Raw genomic sequence first — 23,641 nt, forward strand, 5'->3', positions numbered from 1 at the left:
AGCCATGAAGACGGTCGGAGTGGAAGAGGAGTTCCTGCTGGTGGACTCCGTGTCCGGCGGCACCGCCGCTCGGGCCTCGCGTGTGCTGGACCGTGCCAGGCCCACGTCCGGCGCACTCCATTCGGAGCTGCTGGCCACCCAGGTCGAGGCCGCCACCGGCGTGTGCGCCGAGCTGAACGAGGTGCGGCGCCAGCTCACCGAAGGACGGCTCTCCCTGGCCGCCGCCGCGCGGGCCGAAGGGCTGCGGCTGGTGGCCTCCGGCACCGCCGTCCTGCCCTCCCCCGACCCGCCGCCCACCGAGGGCGCGCGCTTCACCCGCATCACCGACGTGTACGCCGCCGTCGTCCGCGGCTACCAGTGCTGCGGCTGCCACGTCCACGTGGGCGTGCCGGACCGGGAGACGGCCGTCGCGGTCGTCAACCACCTCTCCCCGTGGCTGCCCACGCTGCTGGCGCTGTCGGCGAACTCCCCCTACCACCAGGGACGCGACACCGGTTACGCGAGCTGGCGGATGGTGGAGCAGACCCGGTTCCCCGGGTCGGGCATCACGCCGTACTTCGGCTCCGCCGCCGAGTACGACCGCCGGGTCGAAAGGCTGGTGGAGTGCGGCGCGCTGGCGGACGAGCGCATGACGTTCTGGCTGGCCCGCCCCTCCCCCTCGTACCCCACGGTGGAAGTGCGGGTCGCGGACGTCGGGGGGCGCGTCGACGACGCCGTCCTGCAGGCCGCGCTCACCCGCGCACTGGTGGAGCACGCGCTGTCGGAGCTGGACGCCGGACGGGAGGCGCCGCGTCTCAACGAGCAGCTGTGCGCTGCCGCCGTGTGGTCGGCCGCCCGGTACGGCCTGGACGGCCAGGGCGTCGACCTGCGGAAGGAGCATCCCGTCGCCGCGGCCGACCTCGTCAAGGAACTGTTCGCCACCGCCCGTCCGTTCCTGGAGCAGAACGGCGACCTCGCCGAAGTCCAGGCCCTGCTCGACCGCCTGGGTGCGGACGGCACCGGAGCGTCCCGGCAGCGCGAGGCCGCGTCCGGGGGCCTGCGCGCCGTCGTGGACATGCTCGCCGAGCAGACGACCTCCATCCCGCTCCTCTCGACGAATGGGGCATCATGACCATCACGACCGCTCATATCGAGACGACCGGTTTCTCCGAGGCCCGTCTTCCCCGCCCGCGCGGCCCCCTGTCCGCTCTGGTCGTCCACGCCCTGCAGGGCCCGCCGCGTCCCGAGGCCCTCCCGTCCGGCCCCGCCGACGGGCTGGACGGCGCGGAACCGTTCGGGGAGGACGTCCAGCTCGCGCTGCACGTCTGCTACGAACTGCACTACCGGGGTTTCGCCGGCGTCGACTCCGCCTGGGAGTGGGAACCGGACCTCCTGAGGCTCCGCCGCGACCTGGAGGAGGCGTTCCTCCGTGCCCTGAAGGCCGGGGTGCCGGGCGGCGACGACGTCGGGACCGCCCTCGGGGAGCTCCTGGTGGAGGACCTCGACGCGCCCGGCGTCTCCCACCACCTCAAGGACGACGGCGAGTGGTGGCAGCTGCGCGAGTACCTCGTCCACCGCTCGATCTACCACCTGAAGGAGGCCGACCCGCACGCCTGGGTCATCCCCCGCCTGCAGGGCCAGGCCAAGGCGTCGCTCGTCGCGGTCGAGTTCGACGAGTTCGGCGGCGGGCACGCCGACCGCATGCACTCCCGGCTCTTCGCCGACCTGATGGGGGAGGCCGGCCTGGAGACCGGCTACCTCTACTACCTGGAGATCGCCCCGGCCGTCGCGCTCGCGCCCGTCAACATGATGTCGATGTTCGGCCTGCACCGGGCGCTGCGCGGCTCCCTCATCGGGCACTTCGCCGCCGCCGAGATCACCACCGCGCCGAGCGCCCGCCGCATGGCGCAGGCGCTGGAGCGCTTCGGCGCGGGCCGGTACTCCACCGTCTTCTTCACCGAGCACATCGAGGCCGACGCCGTGCACGAGCAGGTGCTGCGCCGCGACGTCGTGGGGGACCTGCTGGACCGCGAGCCCGGACTCGCCGCGGACGTCGTCTTCGGCGTCCAGGCGACCGAACTGCTGGAGGAGAGGCTCGGCTCCCACCTGCTGGAGTGCTGGCGGGCCGGCCGGGGCTCACTCCTCGCGGAGCTTCCCCGGCGCTGAACCGCGCGTCTTCCTGCGGTGGCTGGTGTCGCAGAGCGGGTAGTCGCGGCTGCGGCGGCAGGTGCACAGCGCCACCATGAACCGGTCGAAGACGACGGTGGAGCCGTCCTCCATGACGATCTCGACGGGCCCCTCCACCAGGACGGGCCCGTCGGGATCGAGCACGACACGGCGCGGTTCACGCTCTTTCGGCACGGATCACCACCAGTTCCTCCCGGTCCTGACCGTGCCGGATGAGCCCGTGGGACGCCAGTTCGTCCGCCCTGCTCCGCATGACGGGGCCGAAGGGCTCATCGTGCCGCAGCAGCACGGAGGCCTTCATCCCGGACGTCCGGAGCGCGTCCAGGGTCGTCTCCACTCCGCACAGCGCCGAATGCACCATCAGCAGGAGCCCTCCGGGGCCCAGCTGCCTCGGGGCCTGTTCGCAGACGCGGTCCAGGGTGGCCCGCCCGCGCGGCCCGGCGTCCCAGGCGCGTTCCCGGCCGTGCCGTCCGGGTTCCCCGTTCAGGTTCGGCACGTAGGGCGGGTTGATGGTGATGACGTCGAACCTCTCCCCCTTCACGGGGGTGAAGAGGTCTCCCTGGCGGACCCGGATGTTCACGCCGCGCATCAGCGCGTTGGCGCGCGCGGACATCACGGCCCTCCATGAGACGTCGACGGCCGTCACCCTCGCGGCTCCGTGGAGGGCGGCCGACAGCGCGACCCGTCCGGTGCCGGTGCACACGTCCAGAACCCTGGCTCCGCGCACCCCGGCTTCTTTCAGCGCCTCGCACAGCAGGTGCGTGTCTCCTTGCGGCCGGTATACGCCCGGCAGTCTGAAAATGGCCACTACTTTCAGCTACCACCAGGTAAGCGCTACAAACCCGAAATGACCCAAACATCCCTTTTCTCACATCGGTCCATCAGGGACCGGAAGGAAAGATCTTGAAAACCGGGGCGTGGGAACCGTCGAGCGCGCCGGAGGTGATGCCGGTGCCTCCGTCCGACGCGGACAGCTCGGCCCGCCCGCCGGAGCCCAGATGGGTGGCGGTGCCCGTGAGAGCGACGTCCTCCAGCACGATCCGGCCCCTGGGACGGCCCAGGACCGTCAGGTAGAGGACGTCCGCCTTTCGGGTGAAGACGACTTTCATGCCGTCCGTGGTGGTCGTGGACGAACGGTTCCAGGGCCGGGCGCCGTCGAGCGCCTCGCGGTTCGCCTTCATCCAGGCGCCCATCGCCTTCAAACGGCTCGATTGCTCGGGAACGATGGCCCCCTCCCCTCCGTCGGGACCGAGGTTCAGAAGCAGGGCGCCATTGTTCGCGGCGGCGTTGACCAGCTCGTTCAGGAGTTCCTCGGTGGAGGCGTAATCGGCGTTCGTCTCAGTGCGGTTCAGCCCGAAGGAACCGCCGATCCCCCGGTCCTGCTGCCAGAACTTCTTCTGGACGGTGTCGTGGGACTTGTATTCGGGAGTGCGGAAATCGCTGTGCACGACGTCCTTGGACGTGCTGAGCCGGTCCGCCGACTCCGGGTCGGAGAGGACGGTCTTCAGCAGGACGTCGAAACCCTTGCGCACCGGTTTCCAGCCCAGCAGTTGCCGACCGAACGAGACCGTCTCCCACCGGTCGTTGACGACGCCTTCCGGGACGGTGTTGTAGTAGTCGGCCAGCAGCGAGAACAGCCTCTTCTCCCCCGTGGGCCAGAAGACGTCGTTCCACAGGATGTCGGGCCGGTAGCGCTCTATCAGCTCCCTCACCTGGGCTACGGCGTAAGCGCGGTAGTCCTCCCCGTACGGCTGGTAGGCGTAGTCCCCGAACGTCTGCATCACCTCGCGGCGGAACGTCCAGTCGACGCCGCCGGAGTAGTAGACCCCGAACTTCATCCCCCGGGCCCGGACCGCCTTCGCCAGTTCGCCCAGCAGATCGCGTTTCGCATGGAAATCAGGAGCATGCGGGTTGCGCACCGAGGTCGGCCACATCGAATAGCCGTCGGCGTACTTGGCGGTGACGACGACATAGGACGCCCCCGCCTCCTCGAACGCGGCGGCCCAGCCCTTCGGATCCCATTTCTTCAGACCGGCGTCGAACTTCCGCGCGAAGTCGGAGTAGGGGGCCGTCCCGTAATGCTCCCGGTGGTGGACCGCGGTGGGCGACGACGGGTCCTTCATCGCGTTGGCGTAGTCCTCCGCGTAGGGATTCCTCGTCATGGCCCGGTCGTAGTCCTCGGCCAGCGATTCGGTGATGGTCCTGCCCTTGGGCGCGAACGCCGGCACGGAGTACGGCCCCCAGTGCAGCATGATCCCGAATTTGGCGTCGGCGAACCAGGACGGCAGCGCGTGCTTTCCGAGGGACTCCGCGGTCGCGGTGAACGGACCGCTCGTGGTCATGCGGGCCAGGGAGTCGTCGCGCATCATCCAGAGCTTGGAGCCCGCGAGGAAGACGACGCAGACCAGGACGAACCCGAGGGCCGCCAGGCCCAGGTACTTAAGAAGGAACCTCCGGATCTTCTTCATCTCGTCTTCCGTCGTGCTCTCGCGGCGGCTCCTCCGAACGCGCCGGGCAGAGCCGCACCGCTGTGATGGCATGCCGCTCGATCTCGACGACCTCGAAATCCCATCCCGCGACCTCGACGCGATCCCCCGGCCGTTCGGGGAGGCGCCCCAGCCTGGAGAGCACCAGCCCCGCGACGGTGGTGTACCCGCTGTGCGGCGTTTCACCGAGGTCCACGTTCAGATCGGGCAGGTCGTGGACGGGGAAGGTGCCGGGCAGCAGCAGCGCGCCCTCCCTTTCTCCCTTGACGGAAAGAATGTCCTGATCCACCCCTTCCGAGAACTGTCCGACGACTTCTTCCATCAGGTCGTCCAGCGTGACGATGCCGGCGAGCGAGCCGTTCTCGTCCATCACCAGCGCGATCTCCTGGTGCGCGGCCTTGAACTCCCGCAGCGCCTCCGTGACCCGCATGATGTCGGGGAACACCATCGCCGGACGGACGCTGGAGCCGACCGGCACGTCCTCGTCCTCGCCGACGAGGTCCCGCAGGTGCGCCATGCCGAGGACCTCGTCCACGTGCCCGGCCGTCGCCACCGGGGCCCTGGAGTGCCCGGACCTGGCCAGGTCGACCCGGGCCCGCCCGACCGGGAGGTCGTGCGGCAGCGAGAAGACCAGGCGGCGCGGCACGAGCACCTCGCGCAGGATCCGCGAGTGCAGGTCCAGCGCGCTGGAGATCACCGTGCGCTGCTCGTCGCTCAGCTCCTCGTGCCCGGACACCAGCTCCTTCAGCTCCTCGGGGCTGACCGGCTCCTCGCCGACCGACGGGTCGCCGCCGCACAGCCTGACCACCCCGTCGGTGGCCTTGCCCAGCGCCCACACCGCGGGCCGGGACAGCCGCGCCATCCACTCCAGCGGCGCGGCCACCAGCAGCCCCCAGCGCCGCGGGTACTGCATCGCCAGCCGCTTGGGCGCCAGCTCGCCCAGCACCAGCGTGAAGAAGGTGAGCACGACCGTCACCGCCGCCACCGCCGCGGCCCGCGCCGCGCCGCCCAGGAAGCCCAGCGGCCCCACCAGCGGCTCCGCCAGGGAGACGGCCGCCGTCGCGGAGGCGAGGAAGCCGGCGAGGGTGATGCCTATCTGGATGGTCGCCATGAACCGGTTGGGGTCCCGGGCGAGCCTGGCCAGCCGCCGGGACGCGCCGCCCTCGTCCTCCAGTTTCCGCAGCTGCCCCTCCCGCAGCGAGATCAGCGCGATCTCGCTGCCCGCGAACAGCGCGTTCAACAGGATCAACACCAGGACCAGCGCGATGTTGCCCCAGTAACCACCCAATTACTCCACCACCCTTTCTCCTCCCTCCCTTTACCCGCCGGTTCGGCAGTATGTCCGTGTTCTGAGGGTTGACCGCGTCACTCCGGAAAGGGATGGTGCGAGCAGCGCAGAAAGTGTCCCGGGTCACGGAGGTGACAGGTGCTCGGACGGATCCTGGCCATGCTCGTCCTCATCGCCGCAAGCGTCCTGTTCCCTCCGGCGGCCTCCGCCGGACCGGCGACGGACCCCGCGACCTGCGACCCCGTGGACCCCGCCGCCTGCCTGCTGCCGTTCCCCAGCGACTGGTACACCGTGCCGGACGCGAGCACCGCGACCGGCCTGCGCGTGAACCTCTCGCCCGCTTCGACTCCCCGCAACCGGCTGGGAAGGCACATCGACCCGGCCGAGTGGAACCGGAACGACGGCTTCTCCCCCGGCTCGATGCTGCTGGCCCACGTCCCCCGGCTGGATCTCGGCGCGACGGGAGCGGCTCCCGTCACGGACATGGCGCGTTCACTGCACGACGACGCCCCGATCGTCGTCCTGGACGCCGCCACCGGAGAACGCTGGCCGTACTTCGCCGAACTCGACGCCGGCGCCGCCGCCTCGCCCGAACGGCAGGCCCTCATCATCCGGCCGGCGCGGAACTTCCTCGAAGGCCACCGGTACGTGGTGGCCTTGCGCGACCTGAAGAACGCCTCCGGGCAGGCGCTCGAGCCCAACGACGTCTTCCGCACGCTGCTCGGGCCGGCGCTTCCGGACGGTGATCCGCTGTACGCGCGCCAGCGGGCGGCCAAGAAGGTCGTCGCCGACCTGGGACGGCACGGCATCGGCACGGACGGCCTCCACCTGGCCTGGGATTTCACCATCGCCAGCGAGCGCAACCTGTCCGAACGGATGCTGCACATCCGGGACGACGCCTTCGGAAGGCTCGGCGACAAGAGCCCGTCGTTCCTCGTCACCGAGGTCATCGACAACCCCGAAGGCGACCCGATCGCCCGCAGAGTGCGCGGCACGATGACCGTCCCGAGCTACCTCGACACCTACGGCGGCCTGCCCGGCTCCCGATTCCGGTACGGCCCGGACGGGCTTCCGGCCCGGCTCCCCCTCAACGTCCAGGTCACCGCGTTCCAGTGCGAGATCCCCCGCAGCACGCTCACGGAACCGGGCCGCGCCTCCCTCTACGGACACGGACTCCTGGGCAGCGAGGAAGAGGTCGGCTCCGGCGCGATCAAGGCGTTCGCCTCCGAGCACGGCTTCGTCTTCTGCGCCACCAAATGGGCGGGCCTGTCGAAGGACGACGTCGCGAACGCCGTCGTCTCCCTGGCCGACTTCGGCAACTTCCCCTCCATGGCCGACCGGATGCAGCAGGGCATCCTCAACATGCTCTGGCTGGGCCGCGCCATGACCACCGGGCTGCCGAAGCACAAGGCCTTCCAGAACGCCGACGGCGAGCCCGTCATCGACGTCTCGCACGACCTGGCCTACTACGGCAACAGCCAGGGCGGCATCATGGGCGGCGCGCTCACCGCCGTCTCCACCGACATCCGGCACGCCGTACTGGGCGTACCCGGCATGAACTACAGCACGCTGCTCAACCGCAGCGTCGACTTCACCCAGTACGCCGTCGTCATGAACCTCGCCTACCCCGACAAACTCGACCAGCAGCTCAACCTCGCGCTGGCCCAGATGCTCTGGGACCGGGCCGAGGCCAACGGATACGCCCAGCACCTCACCGACGACCCCCTGCCCGGCACCCCCTCCCACCGGGTCCTGCTGCACGTGGCATTCGGCGACCACCAGGTCTCCCCGCTCACCGCCGAGGTCCAGGCCCGCACCATCGGCGCCCGGATCCACCGGCCCGCCGTAGCCCCCGGCCGCAACCCCGACACCATCCCGTACTGGGACATCCCGGCCATCGAGAACTACCCGCACACCGGCTCGGCCCTGATCATCTGGGACAGCGGCTCCCCTTACGGCCCCCTCACCAACACCCCGCCCACCGAAGGCCGCGACCCCCACTCCGACCCCCGGAAGTCACCCAGCGCCCGATTCCAGGCGGCCGCCTTCCTGAAAACGGGCCAGATCGTGGACGTGTGCGAAGGCGCCCCCTGCACCGCCGCCCCTGGAGGATGAACGGAGCCGCAGCTCTCGGCCGCCCGCCGACCATGACCGCGCACGCTGAACGATCCGCAGGGCCGCCCTCGCCCGACCTTCACGGTCCTCACCGGGCTAGGCTTTCCCCGAGGCCAGGAGAGGAGGCGCCATGGCGGACGAACTGGTGATACCCGGCCGGTACAACGGCCCGGCGGGCAGCGCCAACGGCGGTTACGCCTGCGGTCTCTTCGCCGCCGCGGCGGGTGACCCGAGGCTGCCCAGGTCCATCGTCACGCTCCGCCTCCCCCCGCCTCTGGACACTCCCCTGACCGTGGAACCGGGCGAGAAAGAGGCCCGGATCCTGCACGGCGACGACGTGATCGCCACCGTCGCCCCGGGCGTCGACCAGATCCACGCCGTCCCCCCGGTCTCCGCGGAGGCCGCCGAAGCGTGCCATTCGCGCTACCAAGGCCACGCCTACCACCCGTTTCCGACGTGCTTCGTCTGCGGCCTGGACCGCCCCGCCCGCGATGGGCTCGCCCTGACCCCCGGCCCTCTCCCGGGCCGCCCCCGCGAGGTCGCGTGCCTCTGGACCCCCGACCCCTCTTCGGCGAACGCGGACGGCACCCTGGACCCCGCCCTCGTCTGGGCCGCCCTGGACTGCCCGAGCGGCTGGACCGAGGACCTGTCGGCACGACCCCGTGTCCTCGGCCGCATGTCCGCCCAGGTCCACACCCTTCCCGTCCCCGGGAAGCGCCACGTCATCACGGCCTCCTCCGCCCTCCCGGAAGGCCGCAAGATCTTCAGCCACTCCGCCCTCCACACCGAGGACGGCACCCTCCTGGCCGTGGCCTCCGCCGTCTGGATCACCGTCCCCCACGGCGACGCCCCGGCCGGTTGAACGAGCCCGCGCCCGCCGTCAGAGCGGCCTCCCAACTCCTGCACCGACCGCCCCTGGGCGGCGTCACAGAGGTCGTCCGCGCCCTCCTGGCCGTCCAGGCCCAGGACGTCGCCGCGTTCCCGCTGGCCTTCCGGGCCCGGATGGAAGGCGTCACCCGCGCCGAGATCGACGCCGCGCGCACCGACCGCTCGGTGATCCGCTGCCGGGGACCGCGCGGCACCCTCCACCTGGTGGCGGCCGAGGACGCCCCCTGGTTCCCGCCTCTCGTCCGTGGTTCCGCGACCGCCTCCCTGCGCCGCCTCCGCGAACTCGGCCGCGAGACCTCCTACGAGGACGCCCTGCGCCGGATCGACCGCGCCCTGCGCGACCAGGGCCCCCTGACCAAGGCGGAACTGGGAGCCCGGCTCTCCGAGGAGGGCCAGGCGATCGTCCACCTGGCCCTGCTGGGCGCGCACGCGGGCCTCACCGTCCTGGGCCCGGAACGCGACGGCAAGCCCACCTACGTGCACACCGTCGACTGGCTGGGATCTCCGCTCCCCACCGAACCCGAGGACGAGGGCAAAGCCCTGCGCGAGCTGGCCCTGCGCTACCGCCGAGCCCACCACCCCTGCACCCCCGAGGACCTCGCCCTCTGGTCCGGCCTCCCCCTGCGCACGGCCCGCCGCGCCTGGCGCGACCTCCCCGGGCCCGCCCCTACCCCGGCCCCGGCAGCTTCTTTCGTCCGTCTCCTCCCCGCCTACGACGAGTACCTCCTCGGCTGGACCACCCGCCCCGTCCCCGCCTCCCGGCACCGCGACGTCCATCCGGGCGGCGGCGTCCTCCGCCCCACCGTCATCGCGGACGGCCGGATCGTCGGCGTCTGGCCCGGCGGCCGCATCGACCTGTGGGAACCCGCCGACTGCTCCGCAGAACTGGCCGACCTCGTCCGGTTCCGAGAGCCGCTCCGCCACGTCCGCTGAAGTCCTCTGGGAAGAGGGAAGGGGCCGTCTGTGGAGCAACGGGGCCGGGATCATCGCGGAACTGGGCGTCTCGCCGGACGGGGAGGGCGCGCCGGTCGACGCGCTCGTGCAGTACGCGTTCGACGGACGGCGGCTGCTCCGGCTGGACGCGGCGCCTGCGGTGAGGCGGGCGGAGGTCTGTTCACCAGCTGATTCCGGCCGCCACCGGCAGATGGTCGCTGCCGGTGGCCGGCAGCACCCATGAGCGTTCCGGCTTCACGCCGCGGACCAGGATCTGGTCGGCCCGTACCACCGGGAAGGACGCCGGCCAGGTGAAGCCGAAGCCGCTCCCGGCCTCGTCCTGGGCCGAGCGCATCTGTGAGGTGAGGCCGGCGAGCGCGCGGTCGTCCGTGGTGCCGTTCAGGTCGCCGAGCAGCACCACCCGCTTGTTCTCCTCGGCGGCGACGGCCTTGCCGAGCGCCTGCACGCCGATGTTCCGCGAGGCCGTCCAGAAGCCCGCCCTGGGATTCACCCGTACGGACCCCAGGTGGACCGCGTACACCGCCAGCGGCCCGTGGTCCGTGGCCACCGTGGTGCGCAGCGCCCGGTTCGGAGCCGTCTTCTCGTCGGCCGGTATGGTCTCCGCCAGCGGCCCGTGGTTCATGACGTCGATCGGCCGGGTGTCCGACAGCGGCAGCCTGCTCCACAGCCCGACCGTGCCCAGCACCGTGTGGTACGGGTAGGTTTTCGCCAGTTCCTTCTGATACGTGCCCATGGTCTGCGGGATCAGCTCCTCCAGCGCCAGCACGTCCGCCCCGGAGGCGGCCAGGGCGCGGGCGGTGCCGGCGGGGTCGGGGTTGGCGGCGCCGACGTTGTGGCCGACCACGGTGAGGTCGGCGCCCGGGTGGGATTTGTCGGCGAGCTGCCCGCCGAAGAGGTACGCCCACGCCACGACCGGCAGCAGCAGCGCGGCCACCGCGGAGGCGGAGCGGCGCCACAGCGCCCCGGCCAGCAGCACCGGAACGCCCAGGCCGAACCACGGCAGGAAGGTCTCCACCAGGCTGCCGAGGTTCCCGGGCCGGTTCGGGATCTTCGCGTGCAGCAGCATGAGCAGACCCAGCAGCAGTGCCGACGCCGCGAGCACCGGGCCGCGCCTCCAGGGCTCCGGCCGGGAGGCGATCAGGAGCGCCCGGCGGACGCCCGCGCGACGACGGCCGACACCGCCCTGCCCGGGCTCGGCCTCGTCCACCGGAGCCCGTCCTCGCATACTGTCGGTCACTTCCGCATCCTAAGGTCCTGGGTGGGATCGGCGTACATGCGCGGGCAGCCGTGGTCGATCGCTTCTGGGCGCAATTCGTAGTGCCAGGCCTCGTTCCTGTAGATCTGGCACAGCCCGTACTCGGAACCGTTTTTCGACAGCCATGCCGTGGCATCGGAGCGCCCGATGTCGACCGCCTCTCCTTTCACGTGAAGAGAGGTCGCCGCGGTCGCCACCCACCGCGCCGCCTCTTTCTCAGATCCGTATTCGGAGATCGCTTCGCGAAGAATCTGATTCTGGTACGCCGGGGAACGCCAGCCGCTATTGACATAGAATTCGATTTCTTCGTTCGCGGCGTCCGTCGCGGCCCGGCGGAGCGCCTTGAGGAGACCGGGATCGAGGTTGACCACGGCCGCGATCGCGTCGTCGAAAACCGTGACGCCGTCGGGGACGACACCGTCGGCCTCGCCGAGCGGACCACGGCGTTCACTGCGAGGGCCTTTCTCGCCGGGCGAACCGCGTTGCGCATTGCGAGGAGCGTTCGAGGGCGATGCGGTGGGGAAGGACCACGACGCGGTCGAGGAGGGCGAGGAATTCTGCGGCTGAAAGGCGAGTGCCGCACCGATCATCGCAATGACGAGTATCAGGCCGACGCCGAGAATCCAATGAATCCTGCGGGACGCTTTTCGCGCCGGGGCCGGTATTCGAGACATACGGCCAGTCAAGACAGCGTGACGTTGCCGGCACGTATGGAATTTTCGATACGCCGACGATATGCGCCGGCCCGTAGCATCGATCGTATGCGTGTGTTGATCGTCGAGGACGAACCCTTTCTCGCGGAGGCCATCCGCGCCGGCCTGCGCCTGGAGGCGATCGCGTCCGACATCGCGGGCGACGGCGGTACCGCTCTGGAACTGCTGAGCGTCAACGCCTACGACATCGCCGTCCTCGACCGCGACATCCCCGGGCCGTCCGGGGACGAGATCGCCGAACACGTCGTCGCCTCCGGCAGCGGCATGCCGATCCTCATGCTCACCGCCGCCGACCGGATCGACGACAAGGCCTCCGGGTTCGGGCTCGGCGCCGACGACTACCTCACCAAGCCTTTCGAGCTCCGGGAGCTCGTCCTCAGGCTCAGAGCGCTCGACCGCAGACGTGCCCACAGCAGGCCGCCCGTACGAGAGATCGCCGGTCTGCGGCTGGACCCGTTCCGCAGAGAGGTCTACCGGGACGGCCGCTACGTCGCACTGACCAGGAAGCAGTTCGCCGTGCTCGAAGTCCTCGTCGCCGCCGAAGGCGGTGTAGTCAGCGCCGAAGAGCTCCTGGAGCGGGCATGGGATGAGAACGCCGACCCGTTCACCAACGCCGTACGCATCACCGTCTCGGCACTGCGCAAGCGTCTCGGCGAGCCTTGGATCATCGCCACCGTGCCCGGCTCCGGCTACCGCATCGACGCTCGGCCGGAGGCCGGGCACGGAGAAGGCCGTGGATAGAGCGCCCGGACCGAGCGTCCGCCTCAAACTCACCCTCAGCTACGCCGGGTTCCTCATGCTCGCGGGCGCCCTGCTGCTCGCGGCGGTGTGGATCTTCACCCTGCGCCACCTGCCCGCCTACGCGAGCGTCCCCGGAGGGGTGCTGATCCGTTCGACCCTCCTGCACGACTTCGCGTCGGCCGCGGGCGCGGTGCTGTTCTTCCTGCTGGTGTTCGGCCTCGTCGGAGGGTGGGTCCTCGCCGGCCGGATGCTCGCTCCGCTGACCCGGATCACGGACGCCACACGCATGGCCACGAACGGGTCGCTCTCCCACCGGATCCGGCTACCGGGCCGCGACGACGAGTTCCGCGAACTCGCCGACGTCTTCGACGGCATGCTCGAGCGGCTCGAGGCGCACGTCGCCGAACAGCGGAGATTCGCGGCCAACGCCTCTCACGAGCTGCGCACCCCGCTGGCGATCTCGAAGGCGCTTCTCGACGTGGCCCGCACCGATCCGAACCGCGACACCGGCGAAGTCATCGAACGCCTCCACGCCGTCAACACCCGGGCGATCGACCTCACTGAAGCGCTGCTCCTGCTCAGCCGCGCCGAACGGCGGTCCTTCACCCGGGAGCACGTCGACCTGTCCCTCCTGGCCGAAGAAGCCGCCGAGACGCTCCTCCCCCTGGCGGAAAAGCGCGGCGTCACCATCGAGACCTCAGGTGACATCGCCCCCGCCATCGGATCGCAGGCGCTCCTGCTGCAGCTGACCATGAACCTCGTGCAGAACGCGATCGTCCACAACCTGCCCGAACACGGCACCGTGTGGGTGAACACCAGCGTCCGCCCCAAGACCGTGGCGCTCACCGTCGAGAACACCGGCGAGAAGCTCACCCCGCAACTGGTCTCGACGCTCACCGAACCGTTCCAGCGCGGCACCGAACGCATACACACCGACCACGCGGGCGTCGGCCTCGGCCTGGCGATCGTCAAGACCATCACCCAGGCACACGACGGAACGCTCACCCTAGCCCCGCGCCCCGCCGGCGGAATCCGCATCACCGTGGAACTACCCACGACGGCCCCGCACACCGACAGGTGAAGAATCAAAGAATTGATGCGCCACCACTGCGGTGAATCCGCGACAAGAACACTGAGGGCAGAAGCCTAGGGCTGCAGCATGAACGTCGTGCCGGGCTCGGTGGAAAATGACCCCTCTGCTACCGGACAGGGGTCGGCCTTCCGCCGGCGGTTCCGGAGCCGCTCCGGCCCGTCGGCTGAAGTCCTCTGGGAAGGGGACGCGAAAGTGGGAAGGGGCCGTCTGTGGGGACGCGATGAGGGTGCTGGTGGCCGGGGCGGGGGTGGGGGGGCTCGCGTTGGCGCGGGGGCTGGCCGCTGATGGGCATCACGTGCGGGTCTTCGAGAAGGCGGACGGGCCTCGGACGTCGGGCGGGGTACTGACGCTGTGGAGCAACGGGGCCGGGATCCTCGCGGAGTTGGGAGTCTCGCTGGACGGGGAGGGCGCGCCGGTCGACGCGCTCGTGCAGTACGCGTTCGACGGGCGGCGGCTGCTGCGGATGGACGCGGCGTCTGCGGTCCGCCGGTATGGGCGGCAACACGTGTGCCTGCCCCGGCGGCGGCTGATCCGCCTGCTCACCGACGGCCTGCCCGACGGGGCCGTCTCCTTCGGGAGGGCTTGCACGGGCCTTGCGTATGACGAGGGCGGAGTGCGGTTGGACTTCGCCGACGGAAGCAGCGAGACCGGGGACGTGCTCGTCGGAGCGGACGGCCACCGCTCAGCGGTACGTCGCGCGCTGTGGGGGCAGAATCCCGGCGGATCTGACCGAACGCCGCAGTTCATCGCCGTGGAAGACACCGAGGACTCGGTCGTCCGGACCCTTTCGGAGCAGCTCTCCCGCAGCGGGGATCCGGGTGAACCGAGCGGCTGGGCGACCTGGCAGGGGCTGGGTCGCGTCCCCCTCGGCCTGGCCGAGCGCCGCGAGGGGATGCTGATCGTCGGCAGGGAGGGCGTGTGCGGGCTGATGCCCGCCGGGAAGGACCTGGTGCAGTGGTGGTTCGACCGGCGGTGGACACCGGGTGACCCGCTGCCCGAGCTTCCCGTCCATGACCTTCGGCGGAGGTTCGGGCACTGGGCGTCGCCCGTGCCCGAGGTCCTGGCTGCGATCGACGGCGAGGTCGAGTTCTTCCCTCATTACCGGCATCGGGTGCCGCGCGTGTGGGGCAGAGGCCCGTGCACGCTGGTGGGCGACGCCGCGCACACCATGCCGCCCACCCAGGCGCAGGGTGCCAACCAGGCGCTCGAAGACGCCTGGGCGCTGATCTCGGCGTTGCGGGAGGCCACCGATCTCCCCGTGGCGCTGCGCCGGTACGAGCGTGAGCGCTCCCGGCGCGCCGCGCGGATCGCCCTGGCCGCGGGCACCGAGTGCGTCAACAGGTACCTCCCGGTCCTCAGCCGTCTCGTCCCCGACCGCCTGACCGGCCCCGCCTACACCTGGTGGCTCCGCCACATCAGCGACTACCTCTCGGATCTCCCCCGCTGACCTGGAACAGTCCTGACGGGACCGCTGGGCGAAGACCCCGGGCCTCAGGGGCGAGCGGAGGAGACGCGGCGGAGGAGATAGGTGTCCATGACCCAGCCTGAGGCGGCTTTGGCCTCGGCGCGGGCTCGGAGGATGCCGTCGAGGGCCTGGTCCAGACGGCCCGCCGCCAGGGCCTCGTCGGGGGAGCCCAGGTTGGCGCCCCACCAGATGTGCCAGGCGGACGGGTCGGGCAGTGCGCGGCAGCGGAGGGCTCCGTCGAGCATGACGAGGATGTTGTCGTTGCCCGCCGCGGCCTCGGCGGGGAGGCGGCGTCCTGTGGTGACCGTCAGGGAGGTGCCGATGTCGTTGAGGACGAGGCGGTGGCGGGCGGCGAGGAGCTGGAGGCTGCTCACGCCCGGGATGACGTCATAGGAGAAGGTGAGATTTCCCCTGGCCAGGACACGTTCGACGATGCGGACGGTCGAGTCGTACAGGGACGGATCACCCCAGACCAGGAAACCCACGTCACCTGGATCGGCGAGCATCGCCTGCTCATAGGCGGCGGCGCGGGCCTCGTGCCAGTCCTCGACGGCGCGCCGGTAGTCGGCGGGGTCGTCGCGGTCGCGTTCGGGATCTCGAACGGTCACGATGCGGTATTCGCCGGGCAGGTGGCGGCGGCAGATCTCCTCGCGGGCGCGCAGGAGGCCGTCCGTTCCGGCGTGGTCGGCGGACTTGTCGGGGACGAGGAAATAATCGACCTCGTTCATGGCCCGGACGGCTTCGGCCGTCACCTGGTCGGGATGGCCGGGGCCGATGCCGATGATGCGGACGCGTCTCACCGGCCGTCGTCCTCCAGGTCGCCTTCGACCTCGAGGTGGACGCGGCGCAACTCCTCCAGCAGCTCCGGGTCGGGGGACTCCCACAGGCCGCGTTCGGCGGCCTCGTCAAGGCGTTCGATCACGCCGCGCAGAGCCCACGGGTTGGCGCGCCGCATGAACCGCTGGACCTCCTCGTCCAGGACGTAGCTGGTGGCGAGGGCCTCGTACATCCAGTCGTGGACGACGCCGGCGGTGGCGTCGTAGCCGAAGAGGTAGTCGACGGTGGCGGCGAGTTCGAACGCGCCCTTGTACCCGTGGCGGCGCATCGCGGAGATCCAGCGGGGGTTGACCACGCGGGCGCGGAACACGCGGGCGGTCTCCTCGGCCAGGGAGCGGGTCCGGACAGCGTCGGGGGTCGTGGAGTCGCCGATGTAGGCGGCCGGAGCCCTGCCGGTCAGCGCCCGGACGGTCGCGATCATGCCTCCGTGGTACTGGAAGTAGTCGTCGGAGTCGGCGATGTCGTGTTCGCGGGTGTCGGTGTTCTTGGCCGCGACGGTGATGCGGCGGTAGTTGGCGCGCAGGTCCTCTTCGGCGGGGACGCCGTCGAGGCCGCGGCCGTAGGCGAAGCCGCCCCAGGCGGTGTAGACCTTGGCGAGGTCTTTGTCGTCGCGCCAGGTCCCCGCCTCGATCACCTGGAGGATGCCCGCGCCGTAGGAGCCGGGTTTGGAGCCGAAGATGCGGGTGGTGGCCCTTCTCCCGTCGCCGTGGCGGGCCAGGTCGGCCCTGGCGTGGGCGCGGACGAAGTTCTGCTCGTCCGGTTCGTCCAGTTCGGCGACCAGCCTGATGGCGTCGTCGAGCATCGCGATGACGTGCGGGAAGGCGTCCCGGAAGAAGCCCGAGATGCGGACGGTGACGTCGACGCGCGGGCGTCCCAGCTCCTCGAGCGGGACGACGGTCAGGCCGTTCACGCGGCGGGAGGCCTCGTCCCATTCGGGCCGGACGCCGATCAGGGCCAGCACTTCGGCGATGTCGTCGCCGGACGTGCGCATCGCGGAGGTGCCCCACACCGACAGGCCCACCGAACGCGGGTACTCCCCGGTGTCGGCCAGGTGCCGGGCGAGGAGGGAGTCCGCGATGGAGCTGCCCGTCTCGTACGCCAGCCTGGACGGCACCGCCTTGGGGTCGACGGTGTAGAAGTTGCGGCCGGTCGGCAGGACGTTCACCAGCCCGCGCAGCGGAGAACCGGACGGCCCGGCGGGGATGAAGCCCCCGTCGAGCGCGTGCAGGACGGCGTCGAGTTCGTCGGTGGTGGCGGCGAGGCGTGGCACGACCTGCTCGGCGGCGAACTCCAGCACCTTCGTGACCGTCTCGTCATTCCGGCCGAGCCGCGCCCGGACGATCCCGGCGACCGCCGAGGTCTCCCAGCCCGCCTCCTCCAGGTCGGACACCAGCGAACGCGCCGTCGCCTCGACGGCGTCGACGTCGGCGGCGGACGCGTCCGGCTTCAGCCCCAGCGCGGCGCGCAGGCCGGGCAGCGCCTTGGTGTCGCCGCCCCAGATCTGGGTGGCGCGCAGGACGGCCAGCACCAGGTCGACCCGCACCTGGCCGGCGGGCGCCTGGCCCAGCACGTGCAGGCCGTCGCGGATCTGCACGTCCTTGATCTCGCACAGCCAGCCGTCGACGTGCAGCAGGAAGTCGTCGAAGTCCTCGTCGCCGGGGCGGTCCTCCAGGCCGAGGTCGCGGTGCATCTCGGCGCTCTGCAGGAGGGTCCAGATCTGCGCGCGGACCGCGGGCAGCTTGGCCGGGTCCATGGACGCGATGTTGGCGTGCTCGTCCAGGAGCTGCTCGAGTTTCGCGACGTCGCCGTAGGACTCGGCCCGCGCCATCGGCGGGATCAGGTGGTCGACGATCGTGGCGTGCGCGCGCCGCTTGGCCTGGGCGCCCTCGCCGGGGTCGTTGATGAGGAACGGGTAGACCAGCGGGAGGTTCCCGATGGCCGCGTCGGTCGCGCACGCCGCGGACAGGCCCGCGTTCTTGCCGGGGAGCCACTCCATCGAGCCGTGCTTGCCCAGGTGGACGACGGCGTGGGCGCCGAAGCCGTGCTCCACCCAGCGGTAGGCGGCCAGGTAGTGGTGCGAGGGCGGCATGTCGGGGTCGTGGTAGATGGCCACCGGGTTCTCGCCGAAGCCGCGCGGGGGCTGGATCATGATGACGACGTTGCCGGCCCGGATCGTCGCCAGGACGATCTCGTCGTCGTCGTTGACGAACAGCCTGCCGGGGGCCTCGCCCCAGGTCTCGGCCATCGCGCCGGTGAGTTCGGCGGGCAGGTCCGCGGTCCACTTCCGGTAGTCGTCGGCGGGGATGCGGACCGCGCCTTCGGCCAGCTGGGCGTCGGTCAGCCACTCCTCGTCCTGGCCGCCCGCCTCGATGAGCGCGTGGATGAGTGCGTTTCCGGCGGCCGTGTCGGGGTCCTCCCCCTCGACGGGCGGGAGCGGGTCCAGGCCGGGAATCTCTCCCGGTCCGCCCAGGTCGTAGCCCCGTTCCCGCATCGCGCGCAGCAGGCGGATCGCCGAGACGGGGGTGTCCAGGCCGACGGCGTTGCCGATGCGGCTGTGCTTGGTCGGGTAGGCCGACAGCATGAGCGCCACCCGGCGCTCCGCCGCGGGGATCCAGCGCAGCCGCGCGTGGGCGACGGCGATGCGCGCGACCCGGACGCACCGCTCCGGGTGCGCCACGTAGCGGGGAAGGCCGTCCTCGTCGAGCTCCTTGAACGAGAACGGCACCGTGATGATGCGCCCGTCGAACTCGGGAATCGCGATCTGGGTGGCGGAGTCCAGTGGGGAGACGCCGTCGTCGGAGCCCTCCCACGCCTCGCGCGACCAGGTCAGGCACAGCGCCTGCAGGATGGGGACGTCCAGAGCCCGCATCCGCTCGACGTCCCAGGCCTCGTCGTCCCCTCCGGCGCTCGCGGTGCCCGGAGCGGTGCCGCCCGCCGCCAGGACCGTGACGATCAGCGCGTCGAAGGCGGCGAGCGCGTCGTAGAGGTCGCCGGGGGCGGTGCGCAGCGAGGAGACGTAGAGCGGGACGCCGACTGCCTCGCCGGTCTCGTCGATCGCGTCCGCCAGGGAGTGGACGAACGCGTTGTTCCCGCTGGTCTCGTGGGCGCGGTAGTACAGGATGCCGATGCGGGGCAGGTCCCCCGGCGGGAGCGTCCTGTCCGCGTACCCCCAGTCCGGGATGACGGCGGGGGGCTCGAATCCGATGCCGGTGAGCAGCACCGTGTCGGTGAGGAAGGCGTGGAGCTGGGCCAGGTTCGCCGGGCCGCCCTGCGCCAGGTAGCGGTGGGCTTCTGCGGCGGTTCCGACCGGCACCGTCGACAGGCCCATCAGCGCGGCGTCCGGGGTCTGCTCGCCGCCGAGGACGACGAACGGCACGTCCCGCGCGGCGATCGCGTCGAGGCCGTCCTGCCAGGAACGCGCCGTGCCGAGGATGCGGACGACGACCAGCTCCGCGCCGTCGAGGACGCCGGGAAGGTCTGCGGTGTCGAGCCGGGAGGGGTTGCCGAGCGCGTAGTCGGCTCCGGACGCGCGGGCCGACAGCAGGTCGGTGTCGGATGTGGACAGCAGGGCGATGCGCGTCATGACTCTCCTCGGTCGCGAGGCGGAAGCGGGGAACGTTCGAGCCGGTGGCGGGTAAGGGGGTGGCCGTCCCGGAGGTGGCCCGCGACGATCTCGCGTGCCGTCTCGGCGTCGACTCCGCCGTACCAGACGTCGTCTGGCTGCACGCTCACGACCGGTGCGTGGTTGCACGGGAACTGGCAGCCGGTGTGGGTGACCAGGACGTCGTCGTCGGTGAGGCCGCAGGCCATCAGGCCCAGGACGAGCGCTTCGGCCGTGGCGTCCGAGCCCTTGGCGGTGCAGCGCGGGCCCCGGCAGAGGAGCACCTGGTGGCGGTGGCGCGGGACGTGCTCCCAGGCGGGGCTCTCCAGGCCGGCCTCCGTGCCGGTGACGGGTGAGCCGAAGTCCAGCGCGTCGGCCAGGATCCGGGCGGCCCGTTCGGGATCGGCGGACTCCAGCAGGTCCAGGCCGGGCAGCAGGGCGGGGGCTCCGTCTCCGCGTTCGCGCAGCCAGTGCGCGGCGATGCGGCGAAGCCACGACCGGGCCGGGGCGATCCTGCCGAACGAGACGCCGATGAGGGCGATCCGGGTGGCGCCGAGGTCGGCGAGGCGGGTGAGTTCCCTGCTCAGCGAGGGGTCGGCCAGTTGCAGGAAGGCGACCGAGGCTCCCGGCAGGTCTTGCGCCAGCCGGAGCAGCTCGCCCCTGCGGGCGGCTTCCCCCGGTGACATCCCGACCAGCACCGCGGCGGTCCGGCCGCCGTTCGGCTCCCCGGTCAGCACGGGTGCCGCTGCACGACGCACCGCCTGAGAACAGGACCATGCGGATCGTGGCAGGGCACGGGCGATCGACTGCGCATTTCTACTTCCAGACCCTCGTGGAAAACATGACGCGCCTCAGCCGGTCTCCTGGCTCACGCGTCAGCGCCGCACATCCGGCCTTCCCGGACTGGCGTCCAGTGGCCTCCGACGAGCGGACTCGTCGGCGAGGGTCGTGCGACTCGGCGTTCACAGTGGCGAGGGCCGCGCCGGATTCACACCGGCTTCCCGAGCACCAAGGCACGAGCAATGTACCAGCGTCCGTCAACACCACGGATGCCCGCTATTCGCCGTTCGGGAGCATCCGTAGCGCTGTGGCACCATGTCGCCCGTGACCCGTGACCGTGCCGACCGATGCCCCGGCGTGCTGCGACCCTGGATCGCCGATGACGGCGCCCTCATCAGGCTGCGCCTCGTCGGCGGCGAACTCGACGCCGGCGCGCTGCGCCGTCTCGCGTCGGTCGCCGAGGCCTTCGGTGACGGGAACCTGCACCTCACCAGCCGCGCCAACCTGCAGATCCGCGGCATCGCCCACACCGGCGGACGCCTCTCCGCCGAGCTCGTCGAGGCCGTGCGAGAGGCCGGCCTGCTGCCCAGCCCGACCCACGAACGGGTGCGCAACATCCTGGTATCCCCGCTGACCGGGCTGGCCTCCGGACGCGCGAACCTGCGCCCGGTCGCCGCCGAACTAGACCGGCTCCTGTGCGCCGATCCCGAACTCGCCGGGTTGCCCGGAAAGTTCCTGTTCTGCCTGGACGACGGCCGCGGCGACGTGTCCGCCGACCGCTTCGACCTGGGCTTGTTCGCCCTGGACGCCTCCCACGCGCAGGTCCGGATCGGCACCGCCCACCGGGGCCCCGCCATCCCACTCTCCGAAGCACCCGAGGCCCTCCTCGCCTTCGCCCGGAAGTTCCTGCGAATCCGGGGAAACGGCGACGCCGCCGCCTGGCATGTCGACGAACTCCCCCAGACAGGTCGCGAACTACTCGATGCCCCGCCCTTTTCCGAACCGCGTCCCGATTTTGTCGCGCCCACGCCGTTTCTCGGCGAGAGCGGCCTCGACGCTCGATCACCGGAAACGGCGGACGGTCTCCCAGAAACGCCGCTCGCTCACCCTCCGCGCACCCACGACGTCATTCCCGTGCCGCTATTCGACCGGAGCACCGAGCCCTATCCGCGAACACCAAAAGCGGAAGGCCGTCTCCCGGAAACGCCGTTCACTCGCCTCCCGCGCACCCACGTCGCGCCCGTGCCGCCGTTCGGCGGAATCGGCCAGGACGACGGGCGTCAGGCCGGGCATTTCGCCGTGCCCGGTGGTCTGCTCTCCGCTCGGGAGGCCGTCCGACTGGCGTCGCTGGGCTCGCGGATCATCGTGACGCCCTGGCGCAGCATCATCATTCCCGACATATCCGCTTCGGAGCTACTTTGACCTCCTTTTCGTACCGATAAACCGGATTCCCGCGGTCGACCGCGGAGGCTCTCCGACCGGTCCGCGCGGGACTCCGCCGGCCCGTCTCTTCGACCTTCGCGGCTTCGTCGCGCCTTCTCCCGGCCGAGGCCGGAATTTCCCGCTAGGAGTTTCGTTGAACCCGACTCGCCCGACCAGGCGGTTCGCCTATGCCGATGACGGGGCCGCGATCTACGTGGACTCGTTCGCGACCATCCGTGCCGAGAGCGACTTCTCGCACCTGCCGGCCGACGCCGAGAAGGTGGCCGTCCGCATGGTGCACGCCACCGGGCAGGTGGACCTCGCCGGAGACCTCGTCGTCCACGATCGGCTGGTGTCGGCGGCCCGCGCCGCGCTGGAGGCCGGGGCGCCGATCCTCACCGACGCCAACATGGTCGCCTCCGGGGTGACCCGCGCACGGCTGCCGAAGGACAACGAGGTGCTCTGCCTCCTGCGTGACCCGCGTGTCCCGGACCTCGCCCGGCAGTGGGGCACGACCCGTTCGGCGGCCGCGGTGTCGCTGTGGGCCGACCGGCTGGAGGGATCGGTCGTCGCGATCGGGAACGCCCCGACGGCCCTGTTCCACCTGCTGGAGATGCTTTTCGACGGAGCCCCCCGACCCGCCGCCGTCATCGGTGTTCCGGTCGGCTTCATCGGGGCCGCCGAGTCCAAGGACGCGCTGATCGAATGCGCGGCCGAGCTGGACCTGCCGTTCCTCGCCGTCCGGGGGCGGCGCGGCGGCTCGGCCATGGCCGCCTCCGCCCTCAACGCGCTCGCGAAGGAAGCCGAATGACCGGAAAGCTGTACGGAGTCGGCGTCGGCCCCGGAGATCCCGAACTCATCACGTTGAAGACCGCGCGGCTGATCGCGGAGGCCGACGTCGTCGCCTACCACGCGAAGACCGACGGGAGTTCCAACGCCCGGCGCATCGCGGCCTCCCTCATACCGGCCACGGCCGTCGAAGAGCAGCTCGTCTACCCGGTGACGACGGGTTCGACCGAGCACCCGGGCGGTTACGCGGGCGCGATGGCCGAGTTCTACGAGCGTTGCGCCGAACGGCTCGCCGCCCACCTGAAGGCGGGACGCTCGGTCGTGCTGCTCTCCGAGGGGGACCCGCTGTTCTACGGCTCGTACATGTACATGCACGACCGCCTCTCCCCCGACTTCCCCACCGAGATCGTGCCGGGAGTCACCTCGCTGTCGGCCGCAGCGGCAGCGGTCGCCAGTCCCCTGGTCCGGCACACCGACGTGCTGACGGTCCTGCCCGGGACGCTGCCCGTCCCCGAACTCGCTCGGCGGCTCGCCGACACCCAGGGCGCGATCATCATGAAGCTCGGCCGGACCTTCGCCGGAGTACGCCAGGCCCTCGCCGAGGCGGGCCGACTGGACGACGCCCTGTACGTCGAACGCGCCTCCATGCCCGAGCAGCGCTGGCGCCCCGTCCGCGACGTCGACCCCGACACCGTCCCGTACTTCTCGCTCATCGTCGTCACCGGCGACAGCGTGAACGGCGTCCGGACGACCAGCGCCCCCGCCGCCCGCCTCACCGGCTCACCCGAGCCCGCCCCGCTCCCCGCCGGGGAGGCCGAAGCCACCGAACTTCTCGTCATCGGCCTGGGCCCCGGCCCGGACGAGTGGCTGACACCCGAGGCCGCCGACGCTCTGGCCGCCGTCGACCACGTCGTCGGCTACGCCCCCTACGTCAACCGCGTCCCCCAGCGCCCCGGCCTGCGACGCCACGCCAGCGGCAACACCGTGGAGGTCGACCGGGCTTCGTTCGCCCTGCGCCTGGCGGCTTCCGGCGAACGCGTCGCCGTGG

Annotated in this window: 20 protein-coding genes and 1 riboswitch; of the genes, 11 read left to right on the forward strand and 9 right to left on the reverse strand. The window is 71.2% G+C overall.

What is annotated here, in order from left to right; all coding sequences use genetic code 11:
- The first annotated feature begins 4 nt into the window (after window positions 1–4).
- Together ABD327_RS11260 and ABD327_RS11265 are read left to right on the forward strand one after the other, a co-directional pair.
- Window positions 5–1,111 (forward strand): carboxylate-amine ligase, encoded by a 1,107-nt coding sequence (locus ABD327_RS11260; RefSeq protein ID WP_344450246.1) that lies wholly within the window; start codon window positions 5–7, stop codon window positions 1,109–1,111.
- Window positions 1,108–2,145, forward strand: a complete 1,038-nt coding sequence (locus ABD327_RS11265; RefSeq protein ID WP_344450247.1) for an iron-containing redox enzyme family protein — start codon at window positions 1,108–1,110, stop codon at window positions 2,143–2,145. The genes ABD327_RS11260 and ABD327_RS11265 overlap by 4 nt, the downstream gene beginning before the upstream one ends.
- On the opposite strand, the gene ABD327_RS11270 is transcribed toward ABD327_RS11265, so the two are convergent.
- The 4 genes from ABD327_RS11270 to ABD327_RS11285 all read right to left on the reverse strand — a co-directional run bounded on the left by ABD327_RS11270 (window position 2,116) and on the right by ABD327_RS11285 (window position 5,940).
- Complete coding sequence (locus ABD327_RS11270; protein ID WP_344450248.1) at window positions 2,116–2,340, reverse strand: CDGSH iron-sulfur domain-containing protein; 225 nt, start codon at window positions 2,338–2,340, stop codon at window positions 2,116–2,118. The two genes, ABD327_RS11265 and ABD327_RS11270, sit on opposite strands and share 30 nt — an antisense overlap.
- The gene (locus ABD327_RS11275) at window positions 2,324–2,974 is read right to left on the reverse strand and encodes a HemK2/MTQ2 family protein methyltransferase (protein WP_344450249.1); all 651 of its coding nucleotides are present in this window, start codon (window positions 2,972–2,974) and stop codon (window positions 2,324–2,326) included. The genes ABD327_RS11270 and ABD327_RS11275 overlap by 17 nt, the downstream gene beginning before the upstream one ends.
- Before the next feature lie 73 nt (window positions 2,975–3,047).
- Window positions 3,048–4,634 carry an alpha-L-fucosidase gene (locus tag ABD327_RS11280; RefSeq protein ID WP_344450250.1) on the reverse strand — a complete coding sequence of 529 codons (1,587 nt, stop codon included), beginning with the start codon at window positions 4,632–4,634 and terminating at the stop codon, window positions 3,048–3,050.
- Window positions 4,606–5,940 (reverse strand): hemolysin family protein, encoded by a 1,335-nt coding sequence (locus ABD327_RS11285; RefSeq protein ID WP_344450251.1) that lies wholly within the window; start codon window positions 5,938–5,940, stop codon window positions 4,606–4,608. The genes ABD327_RS11280 and ABD327_RS11285 overlap by 29 nt, the downstream gene beginning before the upstream one ends.
- 138 nt (window positions 5,941–6,078) lie before the next feature.
- On the opposite strand from ABD327_RS11285, the gene ABD327_RS11290 reads away from it, so the two are divergent.
- From ABD327_RS11290 to ABD327_RS11300, 3 genes are all read left to right on the forward strand, one after another.
- Complete coding sequence (locus tag ABD327_RS11290; RefSeq protein WP_344450252.1) at window positions 6,079–8,055, forward strand: hypothetical protein; 1,977 nt, start codon at window positions 6,079–6,081, stop codon at window positions 8,053–8,055.
- 130 nt (window positions 8,056–8,185) lie between these two features.
- Window positions 8,186–8,917 carry a hypothetical protein gene (locus ABD327_RS11295; protein ID WP_344450253.1) on the forward strand — a complete coding sequence of 244 codons (732 nt, stop codon included), beginning with the start codon at window positions 8,186–8,188 and terminating at the stop codon, window positions 8,915–8,917.
- Window positions 8,914–9,876, forward strand: a complete 963-nt coding sequence (locus ABD327_RS11300; RefSeq protein ID WP_344450254.1) for a winged helix DNA-binding domain-containing protein — start codon at window positions 8,914–8,916, stop codon at window positions 9,874–9,876. The genes ABD327_RS11295 and ABD327_RS11300 overlap by 4 nt, the downstream gene beginning before the upstream one ends.
- 181 nt (window positions 9,877–10,057) lie before the next feature.
- Here the strand turns inward: ABD327_RS11300 and ABD327_RS11305 are convergent, their stop codons facing one another.
- Both ABD327_RS11305 and ABD327_RS11310 read right to left on the reverse strand, forming a co-directional pair.
- On the reverse strand, window positions 10,058–11,134 hold the full coding sequence (locus tag ABD327_RS11305; protein ID WP_344450255.1) for an endonuclease/exonuclease/phosphatase family protein: 1,077 nt from the start codon (window positions 11,132–11,134) through the stop codon (window positions 10,058–10,060).
- Window positions 11,131–11,826 carry a M15 family metallopeptidase gene (locus ABD327_RS11310; RefSeq protein WP_344450256.1) on the reverse strand — a complete coding sequence of 232 codons (696 nt, stop codon included), beginning with the start codon at window positions 11,824–11,826 and terminating at the stop codon, window positions 11,131–11,133. Before ABD327_RS11310 ends, ABD327_RS11305 begins: the two co-directional genes overlap by 4 nt.
- A gap of 87 nt (window positions 11,827–11,913) precedes the next feature.
- Between ABD327_RS11310 and ABD327_RS11315 the strand changes: the two genes are divergently transcribed.
- The 3 genes from ABD327_RS11315 (at window position 11,914) to ABD327_RS11325 (ending at window position 15,146) form a co-directional block, all read left to right on the forward strand.
- A complete protein-coding gene (locus ABD327_RS11315) occupies window positions 11,914–12,606 on the forward strand; it encodes a response regulator transcription factor (protein ID WP_344450257.1) in 693 nt (230 codons plus the stop codon).
- Window positions 12,599–13,687, forward strand: a complete 1,089-nt coding sequence (locus ABD327_RS11320) for a sensor histidine kinase (protein ID WP_344450258.1) — start codon at window positions 12,599–12,601, stop codon at window positions 13,685–13,687. The genes ABD327_RS11315 and ABD327_RS11320 overlap by 8 nt, the downstream gene beginning before the upstream one ends.
- A 232-nt stretch (window positions 13,688–13,919) precedes the next feature.
- Complete coding sequence (locus tag ABD327_RS11325; protein WP_344450259.1) at window positions 13,920–15,146, forward strand: FAD-dependent oxidoreductase; 1,227 nt, start codon at window positions 13,920–13,922, stop codon at window positions 15,144–15,146.
- Window positions 15,147–15,190: 44 nt separating this feature from the next.
- Here the strand turns inward: ABD327_RS11325 and cobF are convergent, their stop codons facing one another.
- Genes cobF through ABD327_RS11340 form a run of 3 tightly spaced genes read right to left on the reverse strand, consistent with a single transcriptional unit; the run spans window position 15,191 to window position 20,360 of the window.
- Complete coding sequence (gene cobF, locus ABD327_RS11330) at window positions 15,191–15,964, reverse strand: precorrin-6A synthase (deacetylating) (RefSeq protein WP_344450260.1); 774 nt, start codon at window positions 15,962–15,964, stop codon at window positions 15,191–15,193.
- The gene (gene cobN / locus ABD327_RS11335; RefSeq protein ID WP_344450261.1) at window positions 15,961–19,584 is read right to left on the reverse strand and encodes a cobaltochelatase subunit CobN; all 3,624 of its coding nucleotides are present in this window, start codon (window positions 19,582–19,584) and stop codon (window positions 15,961–15,963) included. Before cobN ends, cobF begins: the two co-directional genes overlap by 4 nt.
- Window positions 19,581–20,360: a (2Fe-2S) ferredoxin domain-containing protein gene (locus ABD327_RS11340; protein ID WP_344450262.1), complete on the reverse strand. Its 780-nt coding sequence runs from the start codon at window positions 20,358–20,360 to the stop codon at window positions 19,581–19,583. The genes cobN and ABD327_RS11340 overlap by 4 nt, the downstream gene beginning before the upstream one ends.
- 78 nt (window positions 20,361–20,438) lie before the next feature.
- Window positions 20,439–20,630: riboswitch (cobalamin riboswitch) on the reverse strand.
- 67 nt (window positions 20,631–20,697) lie between these two features.
- On the opposite strand from ABD327_RS11340, the gene ABD327_RS11345 reads away from it, so the two are divergent.
- From ABD327_RS11345 to ABD327_RS11355, 3 genes are all read left to right on the forward strand, one after another.
- The gene (locus tag ABD327_RS11345; RefSeq protein ID WP_344450263.1) at window positions 20,698–21,804 is read left to right on the forward strand and encodes a nitrite reductase; all 1,107 of its coding nucleotides are present in this window, start codon (window positions 20,698–20,700) and stop codon (window positions 21,802–21,804) included.
- A 154-nt stretch (window positions 21,805–21,958) separates the two neighbouring features.
- A complete protein-coding gene (locus ABD327_RS11350) occupies window positions 21,959–22,615 on the forward strand; it encodes a precorrin-8X methylmutase (protein WP_344450264.1) in 657 nt (218 codons plus the stop codon).
- The coding region (locus ABD327_RS11355) for a precorrin-2 C(20)-methyltransferase (protein WP_344450265.1) at window positions 22,612–23,641 on the forward strand (1,030 nt) is incomplete at its 3' end. The genes ABD327_RS11350 and ABD327_RS11355, both read left to right, overlap by 4 nt.

The sequence above is a fragment of the Actinocorallia aurantiaca genome (assembly GCF_039533685.1).
Classification (GTDB): domain Bacteria; phylum Actinomycetota; class Actinomycetes; order Streptosporangiales; family Streptosporangiaceae; genus Actinocorallia; species Actinocorallia aurantiaca.